Source organism: Pontibacter qinzhouensis, assembly GCF_008017455.1.
GTDB classification, from domain to species: Bacteria; Bacteroidota; Bacteroidia; order Cytophagales; family Hymenobacteraceae; genus Pontibacter; species Pontibacter qinzhouensis.
The window spans coordinates 1-12,666 of the sequence record NZ_VRTY01000138.1; the positions used below are offsets into that span (position 1 = coordinate 1).

The following is a 12,666-nucleotide window of genomic DNA, read 5'->3' on the forward strand; positions in this document are numbered from 1 at the left end:
GTCCATGGTAACTGTCTTTAAGCTAAGTTATTAAATTTAACGCTTTGACACAGTTCCATTTACAGTCTCGGAGCAAAGCCAAAAACTACTGTTCTTTCACTTGCTTGCCCGGGAAGAATATATCTCCTACGTAGTAATAAATGCCTCTCCCACTTATAAAGCTATATACGAGGAGACAATAGGTTAAAAAAAAGAATTTGTCAACCTCATCCCCACATTTGTCCGCCTCACCCTTTTTTGCCTGAATTGCTTCTCTGCCGTCCCTCCTATAGGCTTCCATTGACGCTTGTTCCTACTGCCAGCCGCCGGTAAATGCGCTGCACCTGCGTGGCCTGGAAGCCTCCTCCCTGGCTGGCCCTGTGGCCGGACTCGTTCAGCCGGCGGGCTATAGCAGCCCAGCCCATGCCCTTCTCCCGGTGCGACTCGATCATCGCCGCGGCCCGCCTGTTGTTCTCGTTCACCGCCGCCTTTTCCCTGCGGGCGAGCTCCCCCTTCTTCCTGGCCAGGGGCGTGAGGTTCTCCGGCTTGCCGAGCTGCGCCCCCTGCGCCTTCTTGGCCTGCAGCGCCGCCTTCGTCCTAGAGCTGATCAGCTCGCGCTCGTGCTGGGCCAGCACCGCGAAGATACCGATGGTGAGGGTGTTGGCATCCGGCATATCGACGCAGACGAAGTCCACCCCACTGTCCCGGAGGGCGAAGATGAAGCCGGCGTTACGGCTGAGCCTGTCGAGCTTGGCGATCAGCAGCGTTCCCCTGACCCGCTTGGCGTGGCCGATCGCTGCATGGAGCTGCACCCGGTTATCCTTCTTGCCGGACTCCACCTCGACGTATTCCGTCACGATGCCGTCCCCCGGCTTGAGGAAGTTCCGGACCGCGTGCTGCTGGGCCTCCATTCCCAGGCCGCTCTGCCCCTGCTTCTGGGTGGAGACCCTGAGGTAGGCGATGTACTGTTTTCCTTCCAGACTCATGCTAAGACGTTAGACGCTGCCGGAGACAGGGTGAGATTTGAAGATGCCGCCCTGTCTCCGGCAGCGGTGAATGAGGCTGCAAGGTACGGCTTTTTCGGTGATATTACGCTTTTTAAACGAGCGTTCAAGAAGTGTAAAGCCCGGTGACGGCACACTGACAAAACGGCATCTCCCAATTCTGTTAGCCAACCTATGGGGAATGACACTATTATTAGTATCTTCCTAGCGCCGCCGGGGACAGTCCCCGGCAGTCAGCGACACTATATATAATAGAGTATGGCCAAGGTAGGTTTTGTAAGCGAGGCGGGGGCGCACGGTTTCTCCCTCGACGCCCCCGGCGGCACGCACTTCTCCGTCACGGCGGTGCTCGTGGAGGAGGAGAGCAGGAGGGAGGTCGAGCAGGGGTTCCTCCGTCTCCGGGAGCGGCACCTCCCCGGCGGGAGGCCCGCCCTTGCGGAGGGGGAAAGCGGAATAGTGCAACTGAGGGAATTCCTGGGGGGCCTGCGGAAGTTGGACTTTTCCTTCCACGCCCTGCTGGTCGACAAGCGCAAGCTGCACCAGAAGTCGCCGCTCTCCTACAGGGGCACCTTCTACAAGTTCCTCTCCGGGCTGATCTACAACAACCTCTACCGCACCCTCCCTGACCTGAGCGTGGTGGCCAGCGAGCTGGGCACGCCCGAGTTCATGGAGAGCTTCCGCCGCTACATCCTGGAGAACCACCGGGTGGACCTCTTCTCCCCGGCGCCCTTCACCTTCTCCACCGGGGAGGGGGAGCCGCTGCTGGAGCTGGCGGCTCTCCTGGGCCAGAGCCTCAACGGCTTCCATGCCGGCCTGTCGGCCGTGGATGTGGAGCGGGAGCTGGCCGGCCGGTGCGTGGGGGTGGGGCGCTGGCCGGAGGCGTACGTGCCCTACACCGTCGACTCAGAGAGCGTGCAGGCGGACGCCCAGGACGAGGCCGTCACGGCGGCCGCGCTGCTGCGGGCGCGGGGCTACCTGGAGCGCCACGGGGGCAGCGAGGACCCGGTCACCAAAAGCCGGGTGGCCTTTGTGGAGTACCTGCTGCTGGTCTTCACCTACAACTACCGGACCCGCTACATCCACACCCACGAGCTCCTCCAGCACCTCAACTCCTTCAAATACGAGCACTTCACCGAGCACCGCTTCCGCTCGCTCGTGGTGGGGCCGGTGCGGGATGAGGGCGTGCTCATCGTCTCCTCCGCCGCCGGCTACAAGCTGCCCTGCTCCACGAGGGACGTCTACAGCTTCTTCAACTACTACAACCAGCAGATACAGCCGATGCTCGGCCGGCTGGGCCAGTGCCACCGGGCCCTGGAGCTGGCGACCGGGGGGGCGCTCAACGTGCTGGAGGAGCCGGAGTACGCCGGCCTCCGCAAGCTGCTGGACAGGCTTCACTGACAGGCGCGCCGTGCCTGGGCTTCAGTCTCCACAGGGTGTCCATTTTCCTTCCTTCAGCATCGTTCTGTTTCCTTTGTCTCGCAGAGTTACGTTGGGGCGAAGCCTGCCAGGGAGAGTCGGCTAGATACAGCAGCTACTCTCCGGCCTTGAAAGTGTGCAGGCTGTTGATGTCAGGAGGCCATACTTTATGTCCAGCTTCCATTCCTATGAGCACTTGAATACAGGCCAAAAAGCTTTCTACATAAGGGAAATAAAGATGGACTATTGAAAAGGGAGGTACCTACTACCAGGGAGAACAGGAAAGTCCTCTGGAGATAAAAGACAGGCAGAGCCTCGCCTTCCAGCGGGAGCATGGGGAGCTCTTCCCAGGAAAACAACAGAGAGACTGGTTAGGCAGCTGGAATACGGCGCTATTTTTTATTTCCCTTTCAAGTAGACTAAAAGTTGAATCTGAGTGGGACCAGGAGTGGCAGGACGAGAAGGAGAATGCCATAGAAGCGTTCCGGCAAGATGGCCCGGATTCTCTTGATCCTGCATGGCACTGGGAAGAGGAACAGGCAAAGGCCGCAAACCCCAGCCAAGGCTGGCACTCCTATCCAGGCCTTTGCTTCCATCTGACGCAGGTGGATTTATCTGTCTAAATCTTGCATAGTATCTTAATAATCAGCCATATACACTATAATAATTATTGATTAATAATTAGTACATAATAATTAATAAGCAATAATTAAAACATAATAATTATTAATCATTTAACGGCAGCAGGGATTCTGCTGCCGTATGCTCCTGCTTATTTCTTCCTGATTATTTGGGAATGCTGCTGTATGGCTTCCTATGTCACGCGCTGTTGCTATATAAACCCCCGCTTCAGAAGATAATCTGTTTGTCAAGTTTTTAGGTTATAAAACTTGACAAATAGAGCTAAGCAAGAATGCATATTGGCAAATTCGTGTGATGGTTATATGCGAAAAGCTAAATAAGGTAGTTCATGTATTCAGTATTACATGCTTGCCACGAATGACGCTGATAGATTAGTAAGGGCAGTTTGCAACAGGAGTGAGGCGCTGGTGGAGCTATCATCAAGGCACGGCATCAACATATCTTAGCGTAGATGGAGAATCCAATAAGTTATTTCATGTTAAATGAACTACTGTTTCTCTTGATATTCAAGCAGTTTCTGTCCTTTCTCTGTGGTAACATATTGCTGCAAAGGGCTGCTGGGGCGGTTTTTGATAGTCTTGTCTAATAAGCCTGCTTCTACTAAAGGCTCGATATAGCGTCTCACATTGTCTGTGTGATTAGCCAAGCCTAAACCCTCCTCTAAATAGCTTTCCGCTTAGCTGGTTTTAGAGCATAATTTAAGACCTTTAAATGTGCTGGCTCCAGCTCTTTTTTAGCTTGGTCGCCAACTTGGTCGTTAGCTTGGTCGCTTTCGACTAAGCTACTCTCTATAAAGGCCGGATGGCAAAATATCTCCACCTCAAAAAAGGTACGCTCATCATCCGCTCGGAAAGTAGGCGTAGAGGAGCCATTACTTTCCAGTACCCCTCTGATGGTAGGGATACCAGTAGCTCTGCCCTATGTTAGATCTAGCTCTTTTAGGAAATCGCCTAAACGGCGGTTGCGATAGCGCCGGGGCCTGATGCGGCCACTATTCAGGTCCTCCTGGTGAATGGAGCGATCTGGACCACCATAGTTAAGAAGGACAATGAAGTTGGGGCTAACCCGAATATCCACTTGTTCCCTTACCAAGTAGTCCCGGTGGGATAAGGCGTTGGCCACAGCCTCTTCCAGGGCAGCGTAAGGATAGTTCCACACACGCACGGCTTCGGCCTTTCTCGGCTGCTTGAGAACCTTCTCCCTAAGAAAATTAGTCTGTAGCAATTCCAACGTTTTACGGATCATGGAAGGCACTGGGCCCGTTATCCTGGGGAACTCTATGTACTCCGGGTCTCCTTCACCCTTAGGAAAGTATACCACATCTACCCATGTAGCGGGAAAGAACTTTTCCGGATGCTCATTGAACATCATCAGCGCCACATTTCGTGGGAAGCGGTTCTCTACAGGTCCTTCCACCAATAGCATCTGCTCCAGCACTTCCACTTTATTACGCTGCTCCGTCCACTCCTGCAGCCTACTTGCCACCTCCCGGAGGTGGTCCTGCACTAACACCATAGAAACGTCCTCCAGGCTCGCCTGCGTGTTAGCACGGTCATCGAAAGGCACTTAGGTTAGCCAGGCTAATTAGCTCCTGCTGTGTCTCCTGGACGGAGTTGGCGTAACGGCGGACGTAGTAATTCACCTGTCGCTGCACCTGTTCCGGATTAGTAAAGAAAAGCACCATTTTGTTTACTTGAGCTGTGAAGGTATGAGCTAAGCCAAGGCATTGGTTCTGGCATTAAATGAAACCTCATTTTGTAGATATTGAAGAGGATATATAGTATATTCGGTAATAAAAACGACACAACAGACAAATTGCTACATAAAGGCAGGAAAAGAGAAACTAAATAGTGAACAGCAAACGCACAAAATATCACACTTGCATACCGTGAAAAAACCTACACATAACCTAAGTTTCCAAAAGAACTATTTTGATGCCAATGCACTGTTTTACTTTACATTAAAGAATAAATTCTCTTTGAAAGATAAAGTTAAATGAACGAAAGAAAGCTATCAGAACTACAGAAAGAGTATAGGGCCTTCTTTTTAGAGAAGATGAGACTTTATGGTATTAAATCACCTGCTGAGTTAACCAAAGAAAAGAAGATCGAGTTCTTCACAGAAATAAAACAAGATTGGGCGAAATATAAACTATCGAAAAAACAAATAAAGGAGTTCCACAAAAAGAACACCCAACCAATAGTAAAGGAACCCATAGAAATTTATATTGAGAAATCGATACAGGAAACCGAAAGAGAATCACCTTTTACGGTAAAAGAATGGCCTCAAAAAGAGTATCCAGGCCCACCAAATAAAGAAAAAAAACAACAGCAATCAGAAAAAAAAGCACCACGTCAAGAGCAGGAACGACCACCACAAGAGTTCACCAAACAAATCATTAAGTCCGAGCCAAATCGGGAACAAACAGAAGATTTAAGAATAAAATTTAACCCTAATAATCATTTTGCACAGGAGGGACAATACCAGTACCCTGTAGTGAAAATGCCAAAGCAAAACTCAAGGCTGAAACTCCCAAGGAAGGGTCGTTCAAATCAAAAAGGATATAAGGAGAATGACTTCTACAGTCAACTTAAGCAAAATATAATTGACATTGAATTAGATAACAATGTTCATTTGGTTATACCAAATTTTAATGAGCCGTATGAACCTGACATTGTTTTGTTTGATAAAAGCCTTAATCTCTATATCGACATTGAAATTGATGAACCCTATGACGGTTATTACAGATACCCTACACACTATATAAATCCTGAAGATGAAGTTAAGCAAGATAATATCAGAGATTTGTTTTTCACCGAAAGCGGATGGATTGTTATAAGATTCAGTGAGAAGCAAGTCCATTGTCAAGCAAATCAGTGCATTAAATATATAAAGAATGTCCTTAGTTCAATTTATAATCGTGACTTCAACAACGATGTGAAATACGAGAAGGAAAACCAGTGGGATTATAACCAATGTATTCAATGGCAAAAATTTTATTATAGAGAAAGATACCTTGGAATAGATCGATTCCAAAAACAATACAGCTATAAGGAAATAGAAATTGATACCGAAGAAGCTGAAAGTATTGAAAGGGTAATTGAAAGAACGAAAAAATTCAAATTTGATAATTGGAATACCAATATTGCATTTGATGAAGAGGCTCACAAATACCTTCATCCAAAAGATGAGACAGGTAATGCAGAGTATATATCCGTAACAACATTGATTGGGCGTTTTTTCCCGTTCGACCTTAAAAGATATATTGAAAGAAAGGCTGAAGAAGAGAATAGAACAGAGGAAGATGTATTTGATGAATTCACTATTATGCGGGATGAAGCAGCCGAGAAAGGAACATTCCTGCATAATCAAATCGAAAACTTCCTAAAGGGAACCGAATTTGATTCAGATTCAAAAGAGTTTGAGTTGTATCTTGATTTTTACAACAAAGAAATAAAGGAAAGAAACCTCATATTCTATGATGCTGAAAAAATGATTTTCTCCAACAAGTATAATGTCGCAGGTACAATTGACTGTCTTTTCAAAAAAAATAACAAAGACGAATATGTGATGCTTGACTGGAAAAGAAGTAAAAAACTAATCATTGATGGTCGTCCAAGAATTTTCGGATTTGGTTACGCTTTATCTGAATTAAGCTCCTTGGATAATTCAAGCTTCAACAAATACTGTCTTCAACAGAACATTTACAAGCATATAGTTGAAACAGAGTATTCGATGAAAATATCTTCAATGAAATTAGTTGTGTTGCACGAAAATTATTCTAACTACCATATTGTGGATGTACCCATTATGAAGAAAGAAACCAATATAATTCTAAACTCAATAAAAGTGAAAATCTGATATGGATGTATTGAAAGAATTCCAGGCTGCAATTGAAATTGAATTAGCTAAAAATCTTCAGGATTTTGAAGAGCAAAAGAAAACACCCTTAGATGAAAGGGTTGCCAAGGGTGTTACTATGACTAACCTGCGAGTTGAATTTGACTTCTATGATGGTTTGCCAAATCAGTGGTGCTATCCTCTATCAGGTTCACAAAAGTACATTTCGTCCGTAAAGATTTTTTGTGACAACAATATCTCAAAATTTAAAGAAGGCAGCTCAGTTGTTTTGAGTAACGGTTCTCATCGCTTTGAAATGGATATTGAAGAAGATAGTACGGAAAACTTTATTCTTAAACCCAACGATTTCAATGTTAAGCATTGCTGCATTGATAGCAATAACTACCCAAAAAATAATTGGGATATAAATTCAGTAAATACTGACATCAGTACGAAACTTCTAAAAATTGCTGCTGATATTTTAAAAAATAATGAAACAACGCTACGTAAAATTGATAGCATCTTAAACGGGAGAACCAGAAATAACTTTCAAGCCTATTCTCAAAGAATAGGCTACTTAAACGATTCGCAAAACTCAGCTTATCTGAACGCCATAAATGCAAGTGATTTTTGCATTATTCAAGGTCCTCCGGGAACCGGTAAGACCGAAACCATTGGAAACATCGCTAAGCAACTTATTGATTGTGGGTTAAAAGTATTCGTTACAGCTCCAACCCATACGGCCATTAATAACTGTTTAAATGCTGTTGCTTCCAAAGTTAAAGACAATAACAAGGTGATTAAGATTGGCGAGAAAGCAAGCAATAAAGAGGTACAAGAGAACCAATATGTAACAAAGAAATCTCGAGTAACATACTCCAGCTATATAAATAATACCAACTACAGCCAAAAAGGTATCGCTATTGGTTCAACAGCCTATTCGCTTTGTTATCCTGGGAGTAAAAAACTTGACGGGTGGGAATTTGATGTGTGTATCATCGATGAAGCATCGCAATTGAGTATCCCGTTGTCCATTGCAGCAATGAACAGGACAGGAAAATACATTTTTGTTGGAGACCACAAACAACTTGACCCCATTATTCCAAAAGATTCAAATAATGAAATGTTTGCCGAATCCATTTTTAGCAAATTGGCACGCATTTATCCCAATGAAATAAATCTGTTAAATACATCCTACCGGCTAAATAAGTCGCTAATAAAAATACCGAACACTTTATTTTATGAAAATCAGCTTCAATCGGCATCATCTACCCAAGAGGATAACTCACGATATGAATGCAAAAACCATCCTGAAATATTAAATAGCGATCCTCACAAACTAATACTGCACAATGTTTTTGATGCAAATGGTCGTTCTCCTCACGAAGCAAAGCTTGTTGCAGAATTAGTTTCTGACCTCTTACAAAACGGTGTGAAAATTAATGACATTGGTATTATGTCGCCATACAGAGCACAAGTGAGGGAAATCAAAAAGGAGGTTATAAAAGTGCTTCCAAAAACTATATCCAAGCCATTTGAGACCTTGTTTGTAGATACAGTAGATAGTATGCAGGGGCAAGAGAGGAATTATATCATCTATAGCTTGGCCAACTCCCATCCTCTTGAATCTATGAGACGCTTAGACTTCTTCTACAGTCCAAACAGATTGAATGTGGCCATTACAAGAGCAATAAAGAAATGTTTTGTAATCGCTAACTACAAGGTTTTTGAAATTATAGATGATGAATTAAAAGACCGCAAAGAATATCAAGACATAAAAGACAGTCTTGACGTCTTTAAACGATATTTCTCACTTTCAACAAAGTTTGAAATAAACCAGACTGTCGAAGATGAATGGTAAGAGAGAACATCTTAATATTATTCAACAATGAAAACTATTTCATCATGACAGAGAATTCAAACAAAAGATCAGCAAATGATTTTGTTGCCAAGGATATTAAATACGACAGAATTTGTGTAAGTGGAAAAAAAGATAACTTTACAGCTATTAAGTGTCAAGGAAAATGGGAAAAGGGTTATCCAGAATTTGAAGATTTAATGGACAACTTTTCCGAAGAAAAAGATTTATCAGAGATTCAAAAGTTTTCATCAGAAGCAAGAAGTTCTTTTTAAAATAGAATTGAACCAAGCGGCAAGCAAAAGCCAGAACGCAAAATGCTACTCCTGCTATCTAATTCAATATAAGAAATTCTGTCGTATTTGCTGTAATGTGATCTCCTAAAACGGCCGATAAAATGAGCTTCAGGAGGTCATAGCCGGAAGCGGCCACGAACACAGCCTATAAGGATCAAGAAATCCCGCGCTGCTGTCTCACCAACCAAGTCCTAGATTTTTTTTGTGGGATGAGTAGCCGGGACGGTAGAGAAGCTCTGACTTTGATACAAATTGCGCTTACTGTCAGATCTTAGCGCAAGTCTTTACCTAAGCAAAATCACTAAATTGATTGTTTTATAATTTGCCATTTTATAAAAACCGGCTTGAGAAAGGCAGTCATTCAAGTGGCTTAACTCCCTTGGCTTCCATCTGACACAGGTGAGATTCTCTGTCTAAAGCTTGCTGAGTAACTTAATTATCAGACATATACAGAATAATAATTATTACTTAATAAGTAATAATTAAAACATAATAATTAATAATCATTTATAATAGTAAAGTGCTACAAGAAGCACGGGTGGTTTGATTTTACAATACACCTCCTGCTTTTATCTCATCAATTAATAAATTTTAACAACGGACGTTCTAGCTTTTTTCATAGCTCCTATTTTGCCGTGGAACATCCATTACTCTAGCAAAACAGAGTAGTTGCGATGCATGCTATAAGCACCTTGGGGCTATGGTTGGCATGCTTTAAGTTTATGAATGATATATGTAGTTATTTCAGCCTCTTCACTAACTTGTGCTTCATAGGGGTTAACTGAAAAAATAGGAGAGGACGGTGGAGCAGGAATCTTTCAACTTCAGTTCTTTATAAAGATATAGAACTTATTTGATTTTTATTCTCCTGCAGTTCTAGAACAAAAAAGCCAATAAGTGTTTAACCAGTAGAGAAAATGCTAGGAGCTATTTTCTTTTGACGCCGCCAAAAGTGGGCATACCCAATACTATTGAGTTGAAGAAAGTCACTGAACAAATAAATACAATGAAGAAAGATGAACTGAAACTAATTATATCTATCTCAATCGCCCTAGCAACAGCTATAGGAGTAGCTTACATCATTACTTTAGGTAAGAGTTTTAATTTATCCGATGGATTAAGAGCATTAAGTTTTGGTATTTCTACTACAACTTTCTTTTGGGTATTCTACTTTTCATATGGATGGAAATGGTGGGGGTTAAATAAGATTTTTTACCGACCCAATTTGAGCGGCACATGGTCTGGAATATTGAAGTCAGATTGGAGGGATAAAAATGGAGAAAGAATAGGGGATATAGAATTTTACATCGTAATAAGGCAAAGCTTTTTGAGAATTCATTTTACAACTTTCACTACTTCATTTATTGGAACTTCATATTCGGAAACTTTATCTCTTAAAAAAGAAACTGGATTAAAAAATGTAGCATATCTATATCGCAAAGAAACAAGCCAAGATGATAATGAAGTTCTTCAAGAGGGAGCAACTGAGCTTAGGCTGATAGAATCTAAACCCAGAAAGTTAGAAGGTAAATATTGGAGCAACCAAAAGACAAACGGGAAGATTGATGTTTCATTTATTTCTAAAAAAATAGTAGATTCATTTAATGATGCTAAATTGTTGAAGAATAGTGGTGAATAAATTGTATATCAGATTAGATGTAGACAATGCTGGAGACAGCATTGAATTAGCCTTGTTAAAGGCAGATTATAGAAAGGCTCAAAATACACATCATAAGATTCAAGAAGGTATTAATTTAATCTTAGACAAAATCAACAGATTAGACTCAACCGCACTTCTTATGAGAGGATGTGATGATATTTTATTTTCGATTGAAAAGGATAATTATGATTTTAATTACTTAGAAAAAATTAAAAGTGAGTTTAAATCAACAACAGGATTCTCTTTGAGCATTGGTGTAGGTTCTTCTATCCCTGAATGCATGTACAACCTAAGAGTTGCCAAAGTTTCTGGAAAAGACACAGTAATTGAGAACAGCAATAGCTAATAATGGATATAGGTACTGATAAGTTTGACAGATAAATGGAGTAGACCACTAAACTATTCTTATCAAACAAGCAGTTAAAAACTCCACTGCTCATCGTTTCCTGTCTTATGAATCCCATCTTTTCGGGAGACTAGCAACAACGCAAGCAACACTGAGCAACAAGCCGCTAATTTCGTTCTGATTTTCGTTTGAATTGAATTTGAAAAGCATTTGGTGGTGCTGTTGCTTTGGCTGCAAAGAACTGCAGCCGGGTAAATAATAACGCAGATGCGCTTTGAAAGAAGGCGCTATTTTTAGTTTGGACTCTGGGTGAAATGTGTTTGGAACTGGTTTAATCAAGGGGTGCTTCAGGACCATCTTATTCAGCAGCAACAAGAGAGCAAAGGCCTTGTTGCTGCCTAATTTCAACTGGCTCTAGCCCCTCTACAAATGTTGTACTTGTAAAATGGCTGTGGCTGTTTCACAACAATTCTTCTGAAAATGCTTATGTTGAAGAAGCTATGTAAAAGGTCTAGAAAAACGGTGAAACGGCCTCAACCATTCTTTATACATACAGCAGATAAGCGTATGTTTACATTTACACAGTAGTTGACGGTAATGCAAAAAAAGATACTATCAAGAACCTATGGCAATAATTCACTTCTTAAATGTCCTTGAAGGGGACTGTAACATTATTCAACATAACTCTGGAAGGTTGACTGTAATTGATGTAAGTAATGCTTATAATGATTATGATACTGATGAAGAAAGAAAAGTTAAAGTATCAAGAGAAAGGGAAGACAGAAGGTTAAGAACAATGGTCCCATCTGATAAAGTAGATTATAAACAGAAGCTTACTCCTGATAATCCAATTTTATATATTAAAGAAAAAATTAAGAAATCAGAAATTTTTCGGTTCATTATCACTCATCCAGATATGGACCATCTTGATGGAATTGAAGATTTGTTTACAGAATTTAATATTATTAATGTTTGGGATACTAATAATAGAAAAGAGATTTCTAATAAGCTAAACTATGGTGGATATAATATAGATGACTGGAAATTTTATAAAAACATCAGAGACGGGAAAAAAACTGGTATTAAAAGATTAACATATTTTGCCAATAGAGTAAATTCTTTTTATAAAGAAGATAACATAAAGATATTATCACCGACACCAAAAATACTTGAAGAATGTAATAGGAAAGAGAATTGGAATGACTCTTCATATGTTTTTCTTTATTCTCCTCCTATGGCAAATGGTAAGTCATGGAAAATCTTATTTGCAGGTGATAGTGAAGATGTGACTTGGGAATATATTCTAGAGAACTTTAAGGAAGAAGTGACCAATGTGGATGTTTTGTTTGCCCCCCATCATGGCAGGGATTCTGGGCGAAGTTATGAATTTTTAAAAACTTTAAAACCAAGAGTAACTTTGTTTGGAAATGCAAGTTCGAAGCATTTGGCATATGACTCATATAAAGATTCAATTAGAATTACAAACAATCAAGCTGGCTATGTAGTCTTGGATATTTCTGGAATTGACATTAATTTTTATGTTAAGAATTACGAGTGAATATTCCGGGCAAGCAGCGCCACCGTTCCGGGCCAAGCGGCGCCACTTAGGATGAGCGGATTTGTGA

10 protein-coding genes and 1 pseudogene are annotated in these 12,666 nt (G+C 42.0%); 7 read left to right on the forward strand and 4 right to left on the reverse strand.

What is annotated here, in order from left to right:
* Window positions 1-266 precede the first annotated feature (266 nt).
* Window positions 267-965 (reverse strand): recombinase family protein, encoded by a 699-nt coding sequence (locus FVR03_RS22210; protein ID WP_147923978.1) that lies wholly within the window; start codon window positions 963-965, stop codon window positions 267-269.
* Window positions 966-1,241: 276 nt separating this feature from the next.
* On the opposite strand from FVR03_RS22210, the gene FVR03_RS22215 reads away from it, so the two are divergent.
* Window positions 1,242-2,381: a DUF3800 domain-containing protein gene (locus tag FVR03_RS22215; protein ID WP_147923979.1), complete on the forward strand. Its 1,140-nt coding sequence runs from the start codon at window positions 1,242-1,244 to the stop codon at window positions 2,379-2,381.
* Between the two features lie 1,147 nt (window positions 2,382-3,528).
* Here FVR03_RS22215 and FVR03_RS25255 read toward each other — a convergent pair.
* From FVR03_RS25255 to FVR03_RS25055, 3 genes and pseudogenes are all read right to left on the reverse strand, one after another.
* A pseudogene (locus FVR03_RS25255) lies at window positions 3,529-3,693 on the reverse strand (hypothetical protein); the annotation flags it as partial.
* A gap of 266 nt (window positions 3,694-3,959) precedes the next feature.
* A complete protein-coding gene (locus FVR03_RS22220) occupies window positions 3,960-4,607 on the reverse strand; it encodes a hypothetical protein (protein ID WP_147923980.1) in 648 nt (215 codons plus the stop codon).
* Window positions 4,594-4,725 carry a hypothetical protein gene (locus tag FVR03_RS25055; protein ID WP_255474361.1) on the reverse strand — a complete coding sequence of 44 codons (132 nt, stop codon included), beginning with the start codon at window positions 4,723-4,725 and terminating at the stop codon, window positions 4,594-4,596. The genes FVR03_RS22220 and FVR03_RS25055 overlap by 14 nt, the downstream gene beginning before the upstream one ends.
* A gap of 311 nt (window positions 4,726-5,036) precedes the next feature.
* On the opposite strand from FVR03_RS25055, the gene FVR03_RS22225 reads away from it, so the two are divergent.
* From FVR03_RS22225 to FVR03_RS22250, 6 genes are all read left to right on the forward strand, one after another.
* On the forward strand, window positions 5,037-6,902 hold the full coding sequence (locus FVR03_RS22225; RefSeq protein ID WP_147923981.1) for a putative endonuclease domain-containing protein: 1,866 nt from the start codon (window positions 5,037-5,039) through the stop codon (window positions 6,900-6,902).
* 1 nt (window position 6,903) lies between these two features.
* A complete protein-coding gene (locus FVR03_RS22230) occupies window positions 6,904-8,742 on the forward strand; it encodes an AAA domain-containing protein (protein WP_147923982.1) in 1,839 nt (612 codons plus the stop codon).
* 44 nt (window positions 8,743-8,786) lie between these two features.
* Window positions 8,787-9,014: a hypothetical protein gene (locus tag FVR03_RS22235; protein WP_147923983.1), complete on the forward strand. Its 228-nt coding sequence runs from the start codon at window positions 8,787-8,789 to the stop codon at window positions 9,012-9,014.
* A gap of 1,027 nt (window positions 9,015-10,041) precedes the next feature.
* Window positions 10,042-10,674 (forward strand): Cap15 family cyclic dinucleotide receptor domain-containing protein, encoded by a 633-nt coding sequence (locus tag FVR03_RS22240; protein ID WP_147923984.1) that lies wholly within the window; start codon window positions 10,042-10,044, stop codon window positions 10,672-10,674.
* The gene (locus FVR03_RS22245) at window positions 10,667-11,041 is read left to right on the forward strand and encodes a mCpol domain-containing protein (RefSeq protein ID WP_187270266.1); all 375 of its coding nucleotides are present in this window, start codon (window positions 10,667-10,669) and stop codon (window positions 11,039-11,041) included. Before FVR03_RS22240 ends, FVR03_RS22245 begins: the two co-directional genes overlap by 8 nt.
* A 625-nt stretch (window positions 11,042-11,666) precedes the next feature.
* Window positions 11,667-12,599, forward strand: coding sequence for a ComEC/Rec2 family competence protein (locus FVR03_RS22250; RefSeq protein WP_147923986.1), 933 nt, complete (start codon window positions 11,667-11,669; stop codon window positions 12,597-12,599).
* The last annotated feature ends 67 nt before the right edge of the window (window positions 12,600-12,666 follow it).

What these genes read in the sequence shown, in the direction of transcription:
- FVR03_RS25055 (WP_255474361.1), bottom strand. Translation starts at nt 4,725, where the DNA reads ATGGTGCTTTTCTTTACTAATCCGGAACAGGTGCAGCGACAGGTGAAT.
- FVR03_RS22240 (WP_147923984.1), top strand. Translation starts at nt 10,042, where the DNA reads ATGAAGAAAGATGAACTGAAACTAATTATATCTATCTCAATCGCCCTA.
- FVR03_RS22235 (WP_147923983.1), top strand. Translation starts at nt 8,787, where the DNA reads ATGACAGAGAATTCAAACAAAAGATCAGCAAATGATTTTGTTGCCAAG.
- FVR03_RS22215 (WP_147923979.1), top strand. Translation starts at nt 1,242, where the DNA reads ATGGCCAAGGTAGGTTTTGTAAGCGAGGCGGGGGCGCACGGTTTCTCC.
- FVR03_RS22230 (WP_147923982.1), top strand. Translation starts at nt 6,904, where the DNA reads ATGGATGTATTGAAAGAATTCCAGGCTGCAATTGAAATTGAATTAGCT.
- FVR03_RS22210 (WP_147923978.1), bottom strand. Translation starts at nt 965, where the DNA reads ATGAGTCTGGAAGGAAAACAGTACATCGCCTACCTCAGGGTCTCCACC.
- FVR03_RS22250 (WP_147923986.1), top strand. Translation starts at nt 11,667, where the DNA reads ATGGCAATAATTCACTTCTTAAATGTCCTTGAAGGGGACTGTAACATT.
- FVR03_RS22225 (WP_147923981.1), top strand. Translation starts at nt 5,037, where the DNA reads ATGAACGAAAGAAAGCTATCAGAACTACAGAAAGAGTATAGGGCCTTC.